The organism is Achromobacter sp. JUb104 (assembly GCF_024806975.1).
Taxonomy (GTDB): domain Bacteria; phylum Pseudomonadota; class Gammaproteobacteria; order Burkholderiales; family Burkholderiaceae_B; genus Achromobacter; species Achromobacter spanius.
In genome coordinates this window covers 42,623-60,624 of record NZ_JANUEY010000003.1, presented here as the reverse complement: position 1 = coordinate 60,624, position 18,002 = coordinate 42,623, and the positions used below count along the sequence as shown (strand labels likewise).

At 65.7% G+C, this 18,002-nt stretch carries 16 protein-coding genes; 11 read left to right on the top strand and 5 right to left on the bottom strand.

What is annotated here, in order from left to right; all coding sequences use genetic code 11:
- Positions 1–14: 14 nt before the first annotated feature.
- A complete protein-coding gene (locus tag M2361_RS20730; RefSeq protein WP_259251581.1) occupies positions 15–1,238 on the bottom strand; it encodes an aspartate aminotransferase family protein in 1,224 nt (407 codons plus the stop codon).
- A gap of 188 nt (positions 1,239–1,426) precedes the next feature.
- Here M2361_RS20730 and M2361_RS20725 point away from each other — a divergent pair, with 188 nt between their 5' ends.
- Complete coding sequence (locus M2361_RS20725) at positions 1,427–1,717, top strand: DUF3579 domain-containing protein (RefSeq protein ID WP_100857029.1); 291 nt, start codon at positions 1,427–1,429, stop codon at positions 1,715–1,717.
- A 101-nt stretch (positions 1,718–1,818) separates the two neighbouring features.
- Here M2361_RS20725 and M2361_RS20720 read toward each other — a convergent pair whose 3' ends face one another.
- The gene (locus M2361_RS20720; protein WP_100857028.1) at positions 1,819–2,538 is read right to left on the bottom strand and encodes a GntR family transcriptional regulator; all 720 of its coding nucleotides are present in this window, start codon (positions 2,536–2,538) and stop codon (positions 1,819–1,821) included.
- A gap of 248 nt (positions 2,539–2,786) precedes the next feature.
- Between M2361_RS20720 and M2361_RS20715 the strand changes: the two genes are divergently transcribed.
- The 8 genes from M2361_RS20715 to M2361_RS20680 all read left to right on the top strand — a co-directional run bounded on the left by M2361_RS20715 (position 2,787) and on the right by M2361_RS20680 (position 11,944).
- Positions 2,787–3,524, top strand: a complete 738-nt coding sequence (locus tag M2361_RS20715; RefSeq protein WP_259251580.1) for an aspartate/glutamate racemase family protein — start codon at positions 2,787–2,789, stop codon at positions 3,522–3,524.
- Positions 3,525–3,648: 124 nt separating this feature from the next.
- A complete protein-coding gene (locus M2361_RS20710; protein ID WP_100857026.1) occupies positions 3,649–5,226 on the top strand; it encodes an ABC transporter substrate-binding protein in 1,578 nt (525 codons plus the stop codon).
- An 80-nt stretch (positions 5,227–5,306) separates the two neighbouring features.
- Positions 5,307–6,299: an ABC transporter permease gene (locus tag M2361_RS20705; protein ID WP_100857025.1), complete on the top strand. Its 993-nt coding sequence runs from the start codon at positions 5,307–5,309 to the stop codon at positions 6,297–6,299.
- A complete protein-coding gene (locus tag M2361_RS20700; protein WP_259251579.1) occupies positions 6,289–7,230 on the top strand; it encodes an ABC transporter permease in 942 nt (313 codons plus the stop codon). Before M2361_RS20705 ends, M2361_RS20700 begins: the two co-directional genes overlap by 11 nt.
- 26 nt (positions 7,231–7,256) lie before the next feature.
- Complete coding sequence (locus M2361_RS20695; RefSeq protein WP_259251578.1) at positions 7,257–8,450, top strand: amidohydrolase family protein; 1,194 nt, start codon at positions 7,257–7,259, stop codon at positions 8,448–8,450.
- Positions 8,450–9,949: an amidohydrolase family protein gene (locus M2361_RS20690; RefSeq protein ID WP_259252632.1), complete on the top strand. Its 1,500-nt coding sequence runs from the start codon at positions 8,450–8,452 to the stop codon at positions 9,947–9,949. The genes M2361_RS20695 and M2361_RS20690 overlap by 1 nt, the downstream gene beginning before the upstream one ends.
- A complete protein-coding gene (locus tag M2361_RS20685; protein ID WP_100857021.1) occupies positions 9,946–10,971 on the top strand; it encodes an ABC transporter ATP-binding protein in 1,026 nt (341 codons plus the stop codon). The genes M2361_RS20690 and M2361_RS20685 overlap by 4 nt, the downstream gene beginning before the upstream one ends.
- Entirely contained in the window at positions 10,961–11,944 is a 984-nt protein-coding gene (locus M2361_RS20680; protein ID WP_259251577.1) for an ABC transporter ATP-binding protein, read from the top strand. The genes M2361_RS20685 and M2361_RS20680 overlap by 11 nt, the downstream gene beginning before the upstream one ends.
- Before the next feature lie 42 nt (positions 11,945–11,986).
- Here the strand turns inward: M2361_RS20680 and M2361_RS20675 are convergent, their stop codons facing one another.
- From M2361_RS20675 to M2361_RS20665, 3 genes are all read right to left on the bottom strand, one after another.
- A complete protein-coding gene (locus M2361_RS20675; protein ID WP_259251575.1) occupies positions 11,987–13,264 on the bottom strand; it encodes a TRAP transporter large permease in 1,278 nt (425 codons plus the stop codon).
- 35 nt (positions 13,265–13,299) lie between these two features.
- Positions 13,300–13,800, bottom strand: a complete 501-nt coding sequence (locus tag M2361_RS20670; RefSeq protein WP_259251573.1) for a TRAP transporter small permease — start codon at positions 13,798–13,800, stop codon at positions 13,300–13,302.
- 102 nt (positions 13,801–13,902) lie between these two features.
- The gene (locus M2361_RS20665) at positions 13,903–14,877 is read right to left on the bottom strand and encodes a TRAP transporter substrate-binding protein (RefSeq protein ID WP_259251571.1); all 975 of its coding nucleotides are present in this window, start codon (positions 14,875–14,877) and stop codon (positions 13,903–13,905) included.
- A gap of 101 nt (positions 14,878–14,978) precedes the next feature.
- Here M2361_RS20665 and M2361_RS20660 point away from each other — a divergent pair, with 101 nt between their 5' ends.
- Complete coding sequence (locus tag M2361_RS20660) at positions 14,979–17,516, top strand: ABC transporter permease (RefSeq protein WP_259251570.1); 2,538 nt, start codon at positions 14,979–14,981, stop codon at positions 17,514–17,516.
- Positions 17,516–17,938, top strand: coding sequence for a group II truncated hemoglobin (locus M2361_RS20655; RefSeq protein WP_259251569.1), 423 nt, complete (start codon positions 17,516–17,518; stop codon positions 17,936–17,938). Before M2361_RS20660 ends, M2361_RS20655 begins: the two co-directional genes overlap by 1 nt.
- Positions 17,939–18,002: the final 64 nt, after the last annotated feature.

Below are 18,002 nucleotides of genomic sequence, written 5' to 3'. Positions count from 1 at the left end.
GGTGTTGTCGCAGGTCATTGGGCCCGGCCAGGCTCAACGCCGGGTCGGGACAGGGATGATGAATTTTCAGCCAGAAACTGTTGGATGAGCGGGACCAGGGTGGCGACGATCTGGTCCGCCTCTTGCTTGTTCAGGATCAGCGGGGGCAGCAGACGCACCACGCGGTCGCGGGTGACGTTGATGAGCAGGCCCGCTTCCAGGGCGCGCAGCGCCAGCACGCCGCAGGGGCGCGCCAGCTCAATACCCAGCATCAGGCCACGGCCACGTACCTCGGTCACGCCGGCGGTGCCCGCCAAGGCGGCGGCAAGCGCGTCCTGCAGATAGCTGCCCACGGTGTGGGCGTTGTCCAGCAGCTTGTCGGATTCCAGCGTGTCCAGCACGGCCAGGCCGGCCGCGCAGACCAAGGGCCCGCCGCCGAACGTGGTGCCGTGGCTGCCCGGCGTGAAGACGCCCGCCGCGGGGCCGGCCGCCAGCATCGCGCCGATGGGCACGCCGCCCGCCAGACCCTTGGCCAGCGTCATGACGTCGGGCTTGATGTCGGCCCATTGGTGCGCGAACCATTTGCCGGTGCGCCCGATGCCGGATTGCACTTCGTCGATCATCAGCAGCCAGCCGCGTTCGGTGCAAAGTTGGCGCAGCGCTTGCAGGTACGTGATGTCGGTCGGGCGGATGCCGCCTTCGCCTTGCAGCACTTCAAGCAGCACCGCCGTGGTGCGCTCTTCGGCGTCGCCGGCCGCGCGCACGGCGGCAAGGTCGTTGTAGGGCACCTGGATGAAGCCGGTGGGCAGCGGTTCGAAGCCCTTGCGCGCCTTCTCGCTGCCAGTGGCCGCCAGCGTGGCCAGCGTGCGGCCATGCCAGGACGAATCCATGGTGATGATGTGGGCGTGCTTGTTGCCTTGCTGGTAGGCGTAATAGCGCGCCAGCTTGATGGCGGCTTCGTTCGCTTCCGATCCGCTATTGCAGAACGCCACTTCCCGCATGCCGGACAAGGCCGTCAAGCGGGCGGCCAGCGCCTCTTGCTGGGGAATGTCGTAGATGTTGGACGTGTGGATGACGCGCGCCGCTTGCTCGCTGATGGCGGCCACCAGCTTCGGATGCGCGTGGCCCAGGCAGGAAACGCCAATGCCGGCCAGCGCGTCCAGGTATTTGCGCCCGTTTGCATCCCACAGCCATACGCCCTGGCCGTGCGAAAACGCAACCGGCAGGCGAGCGTAGATATTGGCCAGAGGCGAGGTCATTGCGGATCCTCCTGGGGGATGACCAAAAAGCCGGTCCTTGATTCGATGAATCCCCAGGCGAAAGCGGGGCGGAATCGGCTTTTGGAAGAGAGCAAAGGATCAATCATATACAATTCGCGGCGCAGGGCGCATGTTTGATCACGCCGAAGATCCGGCTTTCGTGAAAGGCGCGCTGTAGTGAAGAACTCATGGCAACTAGCGTCAGACAATTCGTAATTCATGGCGTTACCGAAAGCGGTAGCCGATTCCGCCCCAGCGATTGGGCGGAGCGGCTCGCTGGCGTAATGGCTCAGTTCCGGCCCGCCGGCTGTGCCGGTAACCACCTCACCTATTCGCCTTATGTGCTGCCCGTCGTTATCGACGGCGTGCGCGGAATCGTGGTCGACTTGCGTTTGCGCGACCTGGAACCGCTGGCGTACAAGTTCGTGGTGGATTTCGCTCGCGACAACAACCTCAAGACGGAAGAACGCGAAATCTAAGTCCCGGAACGAAAAAGCGCCCCAACCGGGCGCTTTTCTCATTCGTGGGGAAAGTGGCTCGCCCATCGGGCGGGCTTGAGGCTACGCCGCGCGCGTGCGCATCACGTGCCGTAGCGATCCAGAATCTTGCGGATATCGCGCACGCCCGTTCCGTCGGTGCTCAGCAGCGCCCGCGCGGTGACGGATTCCAGATGGTGTTCAAGCAGATGCAGCACGTGCTTTTCGTCACGCGCGCGCAGGCCTTCCACAATTTCCATATGTTCGCTGACCGCGCATTCGCTGGAATGCGGCCGTCCGTAAAGCGCCAGGATCAGCGAGCAGCGCGACACAATTTCGTTCACGTAGCGGGCATAGACCGCGTTGCCCGATAGTTCGGCCATCAAGATGTGGAATTCGCCCGACAGCCGGATGGATTCATTCGTGCTGTTGCGTTTGCGGGCCGCTTCCTCTTCTTCCACATGCCGTGCCAGGCGTGTCAGCCCGGCTTCGGTGATGTGTTGCAACAGCCGCCGGGCGACGTCGCGTTCCAGGCAGCGGCGCGCTTCGAAGATGTCGTGCGCTTCTTCCAGGCTGGGGCGCGCCACCGCCGCGCCGCGATTGGGGCGCAGGTCGACCAAGCCTTCACTGAACAAGCGCGTCAACACACTGCGGACGATGGTGCGGCTGACGCCGAAGCGTTCACCGATGATGTCTTCCGGCAGCTTGTCGCCGGGCAGCAGGGCCTGCTCGATGATGGCGCGGCGCAAATTTATGTATACGATTTCGCTGCGATTTACGTCTTTCTTCGGGGGCTCGTTGGCCGATGGCGCGAGAGGTTTCATCTTCTTCCTTGGCTCCTGGACCTGCGCGTATTTTTGTAATGCATAGGGGCCACGGAACCCGCGGCACCGCGCTGCGCGGGGCGTAAGCAAGCATAGTACAACGCCGCTAAGGGTTAGCGATAGCTTGAAGCCTGGCCTGAGGCGCGTACATTGTCGGCATAAATCGTATACAAACATTTATACAAAATCTCCAACTACTCAGTGAGTTGTTGACCTGTTTCGTATACAAACTTGCCGAGGTTTGTTTCATGTCAGCCATGCCCGACGCCGTGTCCCCGGACCGGCCCGCCTTCACGCCGTACCGCCTGCTGGTGGTCAACGGCAACACTACGTCCAGCCTGACGGACCGCCTTGCCGCGCAAGCGCACAGCTTTCTTGGCGGCGCCGCGCACATACACGCCGTGACCGCCGTGTTCGGGCCGCCCTATATCGCCAGCCGGGTCGAGGCCGCGGTGGCCGCCCATGCCGTGCTGGAAACCGTGGAGCGCGAGGTGGCCCTGGCCGACGCGCCCTTTGACGCCTGCCTGCTGGCCTGTTTTGGCGAACCCGGTATCGGCGCGGTGCGCGAATGCCTGACCGTGCCCGTCGTCGGCATGGCCGAAGCGTCCATCATGGCCGCCATGCAGCGGGGCGACCGCTACGCCATCGTCACGGTCGGCCAGCGCTGGCCGGGCATGCTGCGCGAACAGATCCGCCAGCTCGGGCTGGAAGCCCGCTGCGCCGCCATCATCGCCTTGCCCGGCAATGCGCTGGACTACGTGTCGCAAACGCCGGAGTCGGCCGCCCAGGTCAGCCTGGCGCTGGACGCCGCCGTGGCGCAAGGCGCCGACGTCATCATCGTGGCGGGCGCCGCGCTGGCGGGTTATCTGCCGGTGCTGACGCGCCGGCCCGCCGTGCCGGTCATCGATTCCTACCGCGCCGCGCTGGCGCAGGTGCTGGCCCTGGCATCGCTGGATCGGGTGCAACGCCAGTGCGCGTGGACCTGATCCGCCTTCCTGGCACAGCCGCCATGCCCATGGCGCCAGGCCAGGCCGGGGTGCAGCCGCAGACCGCAAGCCGCAAACCACACATCACAAACCACAGATCGATAGACAAGGGAGAGTTGCAGCCATGAAGACGTTGCTTAAATGGACCGCCGGCGCCGTGATCGCGCTGTCGGCAATTACCGGGGCTTCGGCCGCCAACACGCTGAAGTGGGGCGCCGCGCGCGACCTGGATTCGCTGGACCCGTATTCCTACGGCAGCACCTTCAATCTGGCGTTCCTAAACCATGTGTACGAAGCGCTGATCCGCTACGACGACAAGTTCAACATCACCCCGGCGCTGGCCGAATCCTGGGAAGCCACGTCGCCCACCGTGTTGCGCTTCAAGCTGCGCCAGGGCGTGAAGTTCCACAACGGCGCGTCGTTCACGGCGGACGACGTCGTGGCCTCGATGACCCGCGTGTCCGACGATGCCTCGCCGCTGAAGGGCAACCTGCCGGCCTTCAAGGCCGTGAAGAAGGTGGATGACTACACCGTCGACATCGAAATGACGCATCCGTATCCGCTGATGCTGAACGACCTGACCAACATCTTCATCTTCAACCGCCAGTGGCTGGTGGACAACAACAGCACCAAGCCGACCGACGCCGCCAAGAACATCGAAGGCTACGCCACGCACCACGCCAATGGCACCGGCCCCTTCAAGGTGGAGTCGTACCGGCCCGACACGCGCACCGTGCTGGTCGTGAACAAAGACTGGTGGGACAAGCCCCGTCACAACCTGGACCGCATTGAATTCACGCCCATCGCGTCCGCGCCGACGCGTGTGGCGGCGCTGCTGTCGGGCGATATCAACTTCACCGAAAACGCGCCCTTGCAGGATCTGGACCGCCTGCGCGCCGCGTCCAACGTGAAGGTGCTGGCGGCCACCGAACTGCGCACGCTGTACTTCGGCTTCAACCTGGGCGACAAGCTCGTCGGGTCGAACATCACCGACAAGAACCCGCTGAAAGACGTGCGCGTACGCCAGGCCCTGTACATGGCCCTGTCGCCCGACCTGCTGCAAAAGCGCGTGATGCGCGGCCTGTCGCGCACCACGGGCGCGCTGGTGGCGCCGTCCATTCCCGGCTACGAGGCCAAGCAGGAAACGCGCTTGCCGTTTGACGCGGCCAAGGCGAAGGCGCTGCTGGCCGAAGCGGGCTATCCCAACGGCTTCACCTTGTCGCTGCTGTGTTCCAACGACATGTTCGTGAACGAGGAAGAGCTGTGCCAGGCGGCGGCGTCGATGTGGGCGCGGATCGGCGTGAAGGCCTCGCTGGCCAGCGGCCCCCGTTCGTTGCAGAACCCCAAGCGCTCGCGCGGCGAGTTCGACATCACCATCCACGGCTGGGCCAACGAGCCGCAGATCGATGCGCTGTCGATCTTGCTGCAAGTGATGCATAGCCGCACCGGCCCTGCCGGCGTCTTCAACTGGGGCCAGTGGGGCGATGCCGCGCTGGACGCCAAGATTGACGCGGCCGCGGCCGAGATGGACCGCGCCAAGCGCATCCAGATGATGGCCGAGGCCTTGCAGACCCTGCATGACGATGTGCGCTTCCTGCCGCTGCACCAGCAGCCCATGGCCTGGGCCGTGGGCGACAAGGTGGGCGACGTGCTGCAAATGCCGGACAACAAGGCGCGTCTGTGGACCGTGCGCATGCAGTAGCGCGCGTTCAGGGGGAACGCTGCGCTCCGCGATGGGCGTGGCGTTTCAAAGTCCGACATCAGGTCTGAAGGAGGCCGCACATGCTGGCATTCATTGTTAGACGGGTCTTCAACGCGGCTGGCGTGATGCTGGCGGTGGCGTTGCTGGCCTTCGTGATCTTCCGTTTTGTCGGCGACCCCGTCGACATGATGCTCAACGAGCAAGCCTCGCAGACGCAGCGCGACGAACTGCGCGAGCGCCTGGGGCTGAACGCCTCGATGGGCATGCAGTACGTCAACTTCGTCACCAACGCGGTGCAGGGCGAATTCGGTATTTCGTACCGCAACCAGCAAGACGTGTTCGCGCTGGTGGCCGAACGCTTTCCCGCCACGTTCGAGCTGGTGATGATGGCCACGCTGCTGTCGCTTGTGATCGGCGTGCCGCTGGGCGTGCTCACCGCCATCTACCGCAAGTCGCGCCTGGCGCAGGCCTTGCAGTTCGTGTCCATCCTGGGTATTTCGCTGCCCAGCTTCGTGGTGGGCATCATGCTGATCCTGATCTTCTCGGTGCAGTTGGGCTGGCTGCCCGGCTTTGGCCGGGGCGAGACGGTGAAGATCGGCTGGTGGTCCACCGGCTTGTTGACGCCGTCGGGCCGCGCCGCGCTGGTGCTGCCGTCCATTACCCTGGCGCTGTTCCAGATCACGCTGATCATGCGGCTGGTGCGGGCCGAGATGCTGGAAACGCTGCGCACGGAGTTCATCAAGTTTGCCCGTGCCCGAGGTTTGCCCGACCGCGTGGTGCACTTTCGGCTGGCGCTGCGCAACTGTCTGATGCCCGTCATCACGGTCACGGGCATGCAGATCGGCAACCTGATCGCCTTCGCGCTGATCACGGAAACCGTGTTCCAGTGGCCCGGCATGGGGCTGCTGTTCATTCAATCGGTCATGTTCGTGGACATTCCCGTCATGGCCGCCTATCTGGTGATCGTGTCTTTCATCTTCGTTACCCTGAACACGTTGGTGGACATGATGTATGGCGTGGTTGACCCTCGCCTGCGCAGCCAGCACGTCAAAGGAGGCGGCAATGCTCACTAATCCCTTTTCGGGCGGCGCGCAAAGCCGGATGTCCCGCTTCCTGCAAAGCGACTTGTGGTGGAGCCTGCGCAACGATTACGTGGCGATGGGCGCGGGCATCGTGCTGCTGGCCGTGGTGTTGCTGGCGGTGTTTGCGCCGTGGATCGCGCCGCAGAACCCCTACGACCTGGCGCAGCTGGACCTGCTGAACGCCGAACTGCCGCCGTTCTGGGTGGAAGGCGCCGACCCGCAATTCCTGCTGGGCACCGATACGCAGGGCCGCGACGTGTGGTCGGCCATTCTGTATGGCTCGCGCATGTCGCTTGCCATCGGGCTGGCAACAGTGGTGCTGTCCTTGGCAATCGGCCTGCTGGTGGGGCTGGCGGCCGGCTATTTCGGCGGCTGGATCGACAACGCGCTGATGCGGGTGGGCGACACCCTGCTCAGCATTCCCACGATTCTTGTCGCCATTTTGGTGACGGCGGTGTTCCGCCAATTGCTGCCCCCCGGCCTGCGCGAAACGCTGTCGGCGGTGATCCTCATCCTGGCCATCTCCATGACCAACTGGGTGCAGTACGCCCGCACGGTGCGCGCCTCGGCGCTGGTGGAACGCGGCAAGGAATACGTGCAGGCGGCGCGGCTGATCCGGGTCAGTCCGTTGCGCATCATGCTGACGCACATCCTGCCCAATACGCTGACGCCGGTGATGGTGACGGCCACGCTGAACCTGGGGCTGGCGGTGCTTATCGAAGCCACGCTGAGCTTTCTGGGCGTGGGCATGCCGCCGACCGAACCGTCGCTGGGCACGCTGATTCGCCTGGGCAACCAGTTTCTTTTTTCGGGGCAGTGGTGGGTGGTGGTCTTCCCCGCGCTGTATTTGAGTCTGATCGTGCTGGTGGTGAACCTGCTGGGCGATTGGCTGCGCGATGCGCTCAACCCCCGTCTGCGCTGAAGGCGCATCTTCAATCGAGGTCAAGCATGGAAAACGCAACGCTGTACACCCAGGTCCGCCCCGCCGGCGGGGAACTCACCACGGTGCTGGTGCGCGACGGCCGCATCCAGGCGCTGGGAGGCGCGGCGCCCGAGGGCGTGCCGGTGGTGGACGGGGGCGGCGCGCTGATGCTGCCGGGGCTGATCGACGCCCACGCGCATCTGGACAAGACGATGTACGGCATGCCCTGGTACCGCAACGAGGTCGGCCCGAGGCTGATCGACAAGATCGAGAACGAACGCGCCGAGAAAAAGCGCCTGGGCATTGACCCGTACCGGCAATCGGCGCGGCAGATCGTGATGTCGATTGCGGATGGCACCAGCCACATCCGCAGCCACGTGGACGTGGATACCGACATCGGCCTGGCCGCCATTGAAGGTGTATTGCGTGCCCGCGAGCAGTACCGCGACCAGATCGACGTGGAACTGGTGGCGTTTCCGCAAAGCGGCCTGTTGATCCGGCCCGGCACGCTGGAACTGATGGACGAAGCGCTGCGCATGGGGGCGGAGGTGGTGGGGGGGCTGGACCCGGCCGGCATGGACCGCGACCCCAAGGGCCATCTGGACGCCATCTTTGCGCTGGCCGACAAGCACGGCAAGCCCATCGACATCCACCTGCACGAAGCGGGCGAGCTGGGCGCGTTTTCGATGCAGATGACCATCGATCGCGTGCTGGCGCTGGGCATGCAGGGCAAGGTCACTTTGTCGCATTCGTTCTGCCTGGGCATGCCCGACACGCAGGCGGTGCAGGCGCTGACGGATGGGCTCTTGCAAGCGGGCGTACACATCATGACGACGGGTTCGGCCTCGCGCCCCGTGCCCAACGTGGCGCGGCTGCGCGCGGCCGGTGTCACCGTCTGTACCGGCAACGACGGCATGCGCGATACCTGGGGGCCTTACGGCAAGCCCGACATGCTGGAACGCACCATGCTGGTGGGCCTGCGCAACAACTTCCGCCGCGACGACGAACTGGCGATGGCGCTGGACGTGGCCACCTATGGCAACGCGCACGTGATGAAGCTGGCGGACTACGGCCTGGCCCCGGGCTGCCACGCCGACTTCGTGCTGGTGGACGCCGAAACCGTGGCCGAAGCCATCGTGGCACGGCCGGTACGCAAGTTGGTCGTCAAGCGCGGCCGCGTCGTGGCGCGTGATGGGCGCGCCTTGGTGAGCGCGCCGTGATGCCCGCCGCCGAAGGCCCCATCCTGCTCACTGCCCGCTGGGTGGTGGGCCACGAAAACGGGCGGCACTGCCTGTACGAAAACGGCGAGCTCGTCTTTGAAGGCGATCGCATCCTGTATGTGGGCCACCGGTATCCCGGGGCCGTCGCGCGCCGCCACGACTACGGCCGCGCGGTGATCGGGCCAGGCTTCGTGGACTTGGACGCCTTGTCGGACCTGGACACCACCATCCTGGGTTTCGACAATTCCCCCGCTTGGCAAAAGGGCCGCATCTGGCCCGAGACCTATATGAAGCAGGGGCCGTACGAGATGTACTCGGCCGCAGAGCTGGCGTTCCAGAAGCGCTATGCCTTCGCGCAGTTGATCCGCAATGGCATCACCACAGCCTTGCCCATCGCGTCGCTGTTCTACCGGGTCTGGGGTGAAACCCGCGACGAGTTCCTGTCGGCCGCCAATGCGGCGGGGGAACTGGGCCTGCGTGTCTACCTGGGACCGGCTTACCGCAGCGGGCACACCTATGTGGATGCCGAGGGCAAGATCCGCTGCCACTACGACGAAGCGCGCGGCATGGCCGGACTGGCCGAGGCGCTGGCGTTTTGCGACGACATCGATGACCGCTACGACAGCCGCTACAACGGCCGCATCCGCGCGATGCTTGCGCCCGACCGCATCGAAACTTGTACGCCGGACCTGCTGCGCGCATCGGCCGCCGCCGCGCGCGAACGCGAAATCCCGATCCGGCTGCATTGCTGCCAGTCGCGCCTGGAATACGACCTGGTGCTGGAACAGCACGGCATGAGCCCGCCGGAATGGTTGCAAAGCCTGGACTTTCTATCGCCACGCGCCTTGCTGCCGCACGGCACGTATGTGTCCGGCTCGCGCCACATTTCGCGCCCGGGCCGAGATCTTGAAATCATCCGCGACGCGGGCGCCAGCATCGTGCATTGCCCGCTGGTGTCCGCGCGGCATGGCGCCGCGCTGGCCTCGTTCGCAAGCTATCGCAAGCTGGGCATCAACATCGGCATGGGCACCGACACCTGGCCGCCCGACATGGTGCAGAACATGCAGGTTGGCATGATGCTGTGCCGGGTGGCGGAAGGGGCCACCGAGGCGGTGCGCGCCGAAGACTATTACGACGCGGCCACGGTCGGCGGCGCCGATGCGCTGGGCCGCCCGGACCTGGGCCGCCTGGCCGTGGGCGCCAAGGCCGACATCGTCGTCTTTGATTTTTCGCACGATCGCAATGGCCAGATGATCGACCCGATCCAGACCTTGATGATCAGCGGCAGCGGCCGCGACGTGTCGCAGGTCATCATCGATGGGCGCTTCGTCATGGTGGATGGCCGCATTCCCGGCTTTGACGCCCGCCTGGCGCAAGAGCAGGCGCAGTCGCAGTTTGACGGCCTGGTGGCGCGCTACCCCGACCGCACCTGGGGCCATCCTCCGGTCGAACAGATTTTTTCTTCCAGCTATCCGCGTCCCGCAAGGAGCCCGTCATGATGGCAGTCGTACCCAACACCGCGCCGCCGCCCGCCGCCATTCCGACCTTGTCGGTGCGTGGCCTGTCGGTTGAATTTCCCACGCGCCACGGCACGCTGGTGGCCACGCGCGACATCAGTTTCGATATCCAGCCCGGCGAAATCCTGGGCATGGTGGGCGAGTCCGGCGCGGGCAAGTCCCTGACCGGTATGGCGGTGATCGGCTTGCTGGAGCCGCCCGGGCGCTTGGGCGCGGGTGAGATTCATCTGGCCGGCAAGCGCATCGACAACCTGCCGCCCAAGGCGCGCCAGCGTTTGCGCGGCAAAGAGATCGGCGCGATTTTCCAGGACCCGCTGACCAGCCTGCACCCGCTGTTCACCGTGGGCGACCAGTTGGTCGAAACCATCCGCCACCACGACAAGGGCTCCGCCACGGCCGCCCGCGCCCGCGCGCTTGAACTCTTGCAGGCTGTGGGCATCCCCGCGGCTGACAAGCGTATCGACCACTATCCGCATCAGTTTTCCGGCGGCATGCGGCAACGGGTGGTCATCGCGCTGGCTTTGGCGGCGCGCCCCGCGCTGATCATCGCGGACGAACCCACGACCGCGCTGGACGTCTCGGTGCAGGCGCAGATCACCGCGCTGCTGCGCCGGCTGTGCCGCGAGCAGGGCACGGCCGTGCTGCTGGTCACGCACGACATGGGTGTGATTGCTGAAACCGCGGATCGCGTGGCGGTGATGTACGCGGGCCGCATTGTGGAAATCGGCCCGGTGCTGGACGTGTTGCGCCGCCCCGGCCACCCGTACACGCAGGGCTTGATGAACGCCATACCCGGCCTGCGCCACCGCGCGGCGCGCTTGAACCAGATCGACGGGGCCATGCCGCGCCTGCACGCCATGCCCACCGGCTGCGCGTTCCACCCGCGTTGCGCGCACGCGGGGCCGCGCTGCACCCAGACTCGCCCGCCCCTGGCGGCATCGCCTTCGGGCGCCACGGTCAGCGCTTGCTGGCTGCATCAGGAAGGAGTGGCTCATGCCGCGTAACGACGATGTGCTGCTGCGGGCCGACGACCTGGCCTGCTGGTTCGATGTGTCGCCGCCCTGGCTGGAACGCACGCTGTCGCGCCAAGCCGAGCAAACGCTGAAGGCGGTGGATGGTGTGTCGCTGGCGGTGCCGCGAGGCACCACCCTGAGCATCGTGGGCGAATCGGGCTGCGGAAAATCCACACTGGCCAAGCTGTTGGTGGGCCTGGTCGCGCCCACGCGCGGCAAGCTGGAATATGGCCGCAACCGATCGGGCGGCGTGCTGCATCCGCAAATGATTTTCCAGGATCCCTATGCCAGCCTGAACCCGCGCTGGCGCGTCGGCAACATCGTGGCCGAGCCCATCATCACGCTGGGCCTGCGCCAAACGCCGGCGGACACGCGCCGCCGCGTGGACGAGCTGCTGGAACTGGTGGGCCTGTCCGCCAGCGACGCGGGCCGCTTTCCGCATGAGTTCTCGGGCGGGCAGCGGCAACGCATTTCGATCGCGCGGGCGCTGGCGACCGAGGCGGAATTCCTGGTGTGCGACGAGCCGACGTCCGCGCTGGACGTGTCGGTGCAGGCGCAGATCCTGAACCTGATGGGCGATCTGCAAAAGGAATTCGGGCTGACGTATGTGTTCATCAGCCACAACCTGTCGGTGGTGCGCCACGTGTCCGATAGCGTGGCGGTGATGTATCTGGGCAGGATCGTGGAACAGGCCGCGGCGGATCAGTTGTTTGAATCCCCGCAGCATCCGTACACGCGCATGCTGCTGGACACGATTCCCGACCTGGAAGACCCCCGGCGCGACCGGGAGCCCATGGGTGGCGAAGTGCCCAACCCGATCCAGCCGCCCTCGGGGTGTACGTTTCACCCGCGCTGTCCGGAGGCCAGGGACGAATGCCGGGTGGAGGTGCCCGAAGTCAGCCGGGTGGCGGGACGCCAACTGCGCTGCCACGCGGTTCGATGGGACCGGGCGGTGGCGGCATAGCGGCGAGTATCGGGTGGGAGCCGGGCCCACCCCGATACCCGACTATTTCGCGTAGACCATATCTCGCAGGCCCAACGACAAGCCGGGCCAATACGTGATCACCAGCAGGCAGCCGATCACCACCCCCACAAACGGAATCAGCGGTTTGATCAAGCGCTCAAGCGGCAGCTTGGCCACCGCTGACGCCGCGAACAGGTTGACCCCAAACGGCGGCGTGATCATGCCCAGCGCCAGGTTGACCACCATGATGATGCCGAAGTGCACCGGTTCCACGCCGAACTTCAAGGCCACCGGCAGCAGCAAGGGCGCCAGCACCACGATGGACGCGGACGTTTCGATGAACATCCCGATCAGGAACAGCGCCGCGTTCACACCCATCAGGAACGTGAACTTCGTATCGAAGATCTGCGACAGCCACGTGCCCAGCGCGTCGGGGATGCCGGCGCGGTTGAGCAGGAAGCTGAACACGCCCGCGTTCGCGATCACGAACATGATCACGGCGGTGGACACCACCGACTTGTGCAGCGTCACGGACAGTTGCTTGAAGCTCAGGCGGCGATAGATGAACTTGCCCACTACCACCGCGTACATCACCGCCACCACCGACGCTTCGGTGGGCGTGAACACGCCGCCATAGATGCCGCCCAGGATGATGACGGGCATCATCAGCGCCAGCCAGGCGTTCTTGAACGCCGGCCACAGCGGCAGGCGGCCTTCGCCGTCGCGCTTGCCCAGGTTGTTGCGCTTGGCGTAGAACCACACGTAGAACATCAGCGCAACGCCGATCAGGATGCCGGGCATCACGCCGGCAATGAACAGCTCGCCGGTCGATGTGTCGGTGGACACGGCATACAGAATCATCGGAATCGACGGCGGGATGATCACGCCGAGTTCCGCCGCGCTGGCCTGTAGCGACGCGGCGAAGGGGGCAGGGTAGCCGTGGCGGATCATCGCGGGGATCAGGATGGCGCCCACGGCGAATGTGGTCGCCACGCTGGAACCGGCCACCGCCGCGAAAATCATGCAGGTCAGCACGCAGGTGCAGGCCAGGCCGCCCTGGATGCCGCCCACCACGCTCTTGGCGAATTCCACCATGCGTTCGGAAATGCCGCCGGCTTCCATCAGGTTGCCGGCCAGGATGAAGAAGGGAATGGCGACCAGTGGGTACTTGTCCAGCGCGGCGTACAACTGCTGCGCCACCACCACCCAGGGCAGGCCGGAGCTGCCGACTCCCGCCAGGCTGGCCAGACCGATCGACACGGCGACCGGTACCGACAGCCCGAAGAAGATCAGCATCGAGACAATCATTAATTGAGACATGGCGAGTTCTGCTGCGTAGGTTCGTTGGGGGCGGCTTAGCCTTGCGCGTCGTTGCGCACCGGCACGTCGTCTTCTTCGCCCGCGCACCAGCGGGCCAGCACGGCGATGGCGGCAAGCGTCGCGCCAACGGGGATCGCCAGATAGATCCACGAAATCGAAATATCCAGGCTGGGTACGTTCTGGAAGCGCACCCGATAGGTCATGTTGCCGCCAATCCAGGCCAGAAAGCCCAGGAAGCTGGCGCAGATCAGCCCGATCACGGCTTCAAGCACGCGCCGCTTCTTTCCGCCCAACAGGTTGCGCAGCAGCTCCACGCTGATCATCGCGCCATGGCGAAAGGCCAGCGCCACACCCAGCAGCACGGTCCAGATCAGGAGGGCGCGGGTCAGCACCTCGCTCCAGTCGGCGGGCGATTGCAGGATGAAGCGGGCAATGACCTGGTAGAAGGCGGCGGCCGCGGCGGCCACCATCAAGAGTTGGGCAAGAACCGAGACCAGCTTGAACAGGCCGCGGTCGAAAGCGCAAAGCAAACGCATGATGAATCCCGATAGCGATGGGCGCATAGGATGGAAAACGGCAAGCGGCGGGATCAGGATCCCGCCGCTCAAGGCGGTATGCCCCGTGGGGGCAGCGCCGGCTTACTTGGTGTCGCGGATCGCGTCGATCAGCTTCTTGTCGAACTTCTTGTAGTACTCGGGGTAGGCGGGCTCGACAGCGGCGGCGAACGCGGCGCGGTCCACTTCGGTCACCTGCATGCCTTCCTTCTTCAACTGCTCGACACCGGTCTTCTCGATGTTGTCGACGTAGGCGCGCATGGCCATGGCCGATTCCTTGCCGGCCTTGTCGAAGTTGGCCTTGTCGGCGGCCGACAAACCTTCATAGACGTTGGCCGACATCAGCACCAGCGCCGGGCCGTACACGTGGCCGGTCAAGGACAGGTACTTTTGCATTTGCGACAGCTTGGCCGACGTGATCACCGACAACGGGTTTTCCTGGCCGTCGATGGTGCCTTGCTGCAGGGCGGTGGCCACTTCGGGCCAGGCCATGGGCGTGGGCAGAATGCCGATCTGGCGGAAAGCCGTGATGTGGATGGGGTTTTCCGTGGTGCGGATCTTCAGGCCCTTGGCATCAGCCGGGGTCTTGACCGGACGCACGTTGTTGGTCAGGTGGCGAAAGCCCTGTTCGCCCCAGGCCAGGGCGATGATGCCGCGGCTGGGAAACTTGGCCAGCATGTCCTGACCGATCTTGCTGTCCAGCACGGCACGGGCGTGCGGCAGGTCGCGCAGCAGGAAGGGGATATCGAAAACCCCCGTCTCGGGAACAAAATTCAGGGTGGCGCCTGTCGAAACGATGGCCAGGTCGATCGTGCCGATCTGCAGGCCTTCGATCACCTCGCGTTCGCCGCCCAGCGCGCTGTTGGCGAATTGCTGTACTTTGTACTTCCCGCCCGAGGAGGCCTCGATGGACTTGGCCAAGGCGTCGGCGCCGGCGCCATAGTGCGACGAGGTCGACAGGGCGTAGGCCATCTTCAGGGTGGTTTGTGCTGCCGAGGGCAGGGATGTGGCGGCCGCGCAGGCGGCCAGAACCGTGGCCGCAAGCCAGGATTTACGCATTGTCTTCTCCGGTATTAGGTATCTTTAGGGGCGGCGTTGCCTCCCGCCCCGGGATGATATCGGGATTCGGACGCCGTTTAGGCGGTTTTTAACATTGATGAATGATGGATTTCCCTGATATGTCACAGGCCAAGCGCCCCGGTTTCTGGTCCACCCTGCGCCTGGGCGCCAGGATGATGATGCGCGACGCCCGGGCGGGCGAGCTGCGCTTGTTGGTGCTGGCGCTGGTGGTGGCGGTGGCCGCGGTGACCAGTGTGGGCTTTCTGGCCGACCGCGTCAGCCGGGCGCTGGAACGCGACGCCGGCCAGATGCTGGGCGCTGATCTTGTGCTGGATGCCGACGAGCCCGTGCCCGCGCCATTTCTGGATCAGGCCCGCGAACGCGGCCTGACCCTGTCCAGCACGATGCAGTTTCCGTCCATGGTTGGCGCCGGTGACGGCGCGCAATTGGCCGCATTGAAAGCGGTGGAGCCGGGCTACCCGCTGCGCGGCGCCTTGCGCGTGGCCGAGGCCCCGTTCGCCCCTGACGCAGTCACCCGCGACATCCCGCCCGAGGGCGCGGTGTGGGTGGATGCCCAACTGCTGTCGCTGCTGAACCTGAAAGTGGGCGACACGCTGAACGTGGGCGACGCCCACCTGCGCGTGGACCGCGTCATTACGTACGAGCCCGATCGCGGGATGCAGTTCGTCAACGTGGCGCCGCGCGTGCTGTTGCGCGCCAGCGACTTGCCGGCTACCGGCCTGATCGCGCCCGGCAGCCGCATCGGCTACGCCATGCTGGTTGCCGGCCAACCGGACGCCGTGGCGGGCTACGCCACGTGGCTGAATCAAAACTTAAAGCGCGGGCAAAAAGTGGCCACCCTGGAGTCGGGCCGGCCTGAGGTGCGCCGCACGCTGGACCGCGCGCAGCGCTTCCTGTCGCTGGTTGCCTTGCTGGCGGTGCTGATATCCGCCGTGGCGGTGGCGCTGGCGGCGGGCCGCTACATGACCCGGCATCGCGACGGCATTGCCGTCATGCGTTGCCTGGGGGCGGTGCAATCGCAGATCTCGCGCATGCTGACGCTGGAGTTCGCCCTGGTGGGCCTGTTTTCATCGGCCGCGGGCTGCCTGCTGGGCTTTGCCGTGCACCAGGTGCTGGTGATGCTGCTGGGTTCCTTGATCGACACCAGCCTGCCCGCGCCGTCCGCCATTCCCGCCTTGCAAGGCGTGTTGACCGGCTTGTTGCTGTTGCTGGGCTTTGCCTTGCCCGCGCTGGCGCAACTGCGCCATGTGCCGCCCGCCCGCGTGCTGCGGCGGGATGCCGACACGCTGAGCGCCCGCAGCGCGTTCGGCTACGTGGTGGGCGCCACGGGCTTTGCGCTGCTGATCTGGTGGTTCGCGGGTGATGCCAAGCTGGGCGCGGTGGTGGCGGGGGGCTTTCTGGGCGCCTTCGCCGTGTTCGCGCTGGTGGCGTGGTTGTGCGTGCTGGGTTTGGCGCGTGTGCGCGGCTTGGCCTCGGGGCTGCCCGCGCTGCGTTTCGCGCTGGCGGGCGTGGTGCGCCGCCGCGCCGCCACCATCACGCAGGTTTGCGCGCTGGCCGTCGGGCTGATGGCGCTGCTGCTCCTGACCATGACGCGCACCGACCTGATCCAGGGCTGGCAGCGCACCATGCCGGCGGACGCACCCAACCGATTCCTGATCAATGTGCAGCCCGACCAGCGCCAACCCGTCAGCGACGCGCTGGCTCGCGAGGGCTTGGGCGGCATCACGCTGTCGCCGATGGTGCGCGGGCGCTTGATCGCCATCAACGGCAAGCCCGTGGGCCCGGACGACTACGAAGAACCCCGCGCCAAGCGCCTGGTGGACCGCGAGTTCAACCTGTCCTATGACGACGAGATGCCGTCGTCCAACAAGATCGAGCAGGGCCGTTGGCTGTCCCCGGACGCGACGGCGCCCGAGGTGTCGCTGGAGTCGGGTCTAGCCAAGTCGCTGGGCCTGAACCTGGGCGACAAGATGACCTTCGACGTGGCGGGCCAGCAGGTAGAAGCGACCGTCACCAGCACCCGGCGGGTGGATTGGGATACGATGCGCGTCAACTTTTTTGCCATCCTGAGCCCCGCCGCGCTGGCCGACATGCCCCAAAGCTGGATCACGTCCTTTTACCTGCCGCCTGAAAAAGCGGCGGTGCTGCCCGCGCTGGTGCGCGAATTTCCGAACCTGACCGTGTTCGATGTCAGCGCCATTCTGCAGCAATTGCAGTCGGTGCTGAACGAAGTGGGCAAGGCGGTTCAGTTGCTGTTTCTGTTCACGCTCGCCGCCGGCGTGCTGGTGCTGTCGGCGGCGCTGACGGCTACCCGCGACGAGCGCATGCGCGAAGCCGCGGTGCTGCGGGCGCTGGGCGCCACGCGCACGCAATTGGCGCGCTCGCAGCGAATTGAACTGTGGGCGGTGGGCGGCCTGGCCGGCCTGTTGGCGGCAGCCGGCGCCACCGCCATTGCCTGGGTGCTATCAACCCAGGTGTTTGACTTCACCATTACCCTGAGCCTGTGGCCGTGGCTGACCGGCATCGGCGCGGGCATGTTGGGCGCCTGGGCGGGCGGCGCCCTGGCCCTGCGCGGCGTGTTGCGCACGCCGCCCCTGGTCACCCTTCGAGAAACCTGATGACGACCCGCGTTCATACCATTAGCGAACCTGTGGAAAATTCCAGCAGCATTTTTGACCTTCTTGGCGGCGAGCCCGGCGTGCGCGCGCTGGTCGACCGTTTCTATGACCTGATGGACATGGAGCCCGACCTGAAAGAACTGCGCGCCGCCCACGGCCCCAGCCTGGACGAGGCGCGCAACAAGCTGTTCTGGTTCCTGTGCGGCTATTTTGGCGGGCCGGACCACTACATCGAACGCTTCGGCCACCCCCGGCTGCGCGCGCGGCACCTGCCGTTTTCCATCGGCCAGGTCGAGCGCGACCAGTGGGTGACCTGCATCGGGCGCGCCATGGAAGACCAGGGCATCGCCCCGGCGCTGGTGGAGCGGTTGCTGGAATCTTTCTACGGCGTGGCCGACTGGATGCGCAATCGTGAAGGCTGACGGCGCGCGCGCTGTCGACGCGCGATCCGGCGCGCAGCGCCAGTCCTGGGCGGGGCCGCTTGCG

What these genes read in the sequence shown, in the direction of transcription:
- M2361_RS20670 (WP_259251573.1), bottom strand. Translation starts at nt 13,800, where the DNA reads ATGCGTTTGCTTTGCGCTTTCGACCGCGGCCTGTTCAAGCTGGTCTCG.
- M2361_RS20685 (WP_100857021.1), top strand. Translation starts at nt 9,946, where the DNA reads ATGATGGCAGTCGTACCCAACACCGCGCCGCCGCCCGCCGCCATTCCG.
- M2361_RS20700 (WP_259251579.1), top strand. Translation starts at nt 6,289, where the DNA reads ATGCTCACTAATCCCTTTTCGGGCGGCGCGCAAAGCCGGATGTCCCGC.
- M2361_RS20690 (WP_259252632.1), top strand. Translation starts at nt 8,450, where the DNA reads ATGCCCGCCGCCGAAGGCCCCATCCTGCTCACTGCCCGCTGGGTGGTG.
- M2361_RS20720 (WP_100857028.1), bottom strand. Translation starts at nt 2,538, where the DNA reads ATGAAACCTCTCGCGCCATCGGCCAACGAGCCCCCGAAGAAAGACGTA.
- M2361_RS20660 (WP_259251570.1), top strand. Translation starts at nt 14,979, where the DNA reads ATGATGGATTTCCCTGATATGTCACAGGCCAAGCGCCCCGGTTTCTGG.
- M2361_RS20705 (WP_100857025.1), top strand. Translation starts at nt 5,307, where the DNA reads ATGCTGGCATTCATTGTTAGACGGGTCTTCAACGCGGCTGGCGTGATG.
- M2361_RS20730 (WP_259251581.1), bottom strand. Translation starts at nt 1,238, where the DNA reads ATGACCTCGCCTCTGGCCAATATCTACGCTCGCCTGCCGGTTGCGTTT.
- M2361_RS20680 (WP_259251577.1), top strand. Translation starts at nt 10,961, where the DNA reads ATGCCGCGTAACGACGATGTGCTGCTGCGGGCCGACGACCTGGCCTGC.
- M2361_RS20695 (WP_259251578.1), top strand. Translation starts at nt 7,257, where the DNA reads ATGGAAAACGCAACGCTGTACACCCAGGTCCGCCCCGCCGGCGGGGAA.
- M2361_RS20710 (WP_100857026.1), top strand. Translation starts at nt 3,649, where the DNA reads ATGAAGACGTTGCTTAAATGGACCGCCGGCGCCGTGATCGCGCTGTCG.
- M2361_RS20715 (WP_259251580.1), top strand. Translation starts at nt 2,787, where the DNA reads ATGTCAGCCATGCCCGACGCCGTGTCCCCGGACCGGCCCGCCTTCACG.
- M2361_RS20725 (WP_100857029.1), top strand. Translation starts at nt 1,427, where the DNA reads ATGGCAACTAGCGTCAGACAATTCGTAATTCATGGCGTTACCGAAAGC.
- M2361_RS20655 (WP_259251569.1), top strand. Translation starts at nt 17,516, where the DNA reads ATGACGACCCGCGTTCATACCATTAGCGAACCTGTGGAAAATTCCAGC.
- M2361_RS20665 (WP_259251571.1), bottom strand. Translation starts at nt 14,877, where the DNA reads ATGCGTAAATCCTGGCTTGCGGCCACGGTTCTGGCCGCCTGCGCGGCC.
- M2361_RS20675 (WP_259251575.1), bottom strand. Translation starts at nt 13,264, where the DNA reads ATGTCTCAATTAATGATTGTCTCGATGCTGATCTTCTTCGGGCTGTCG.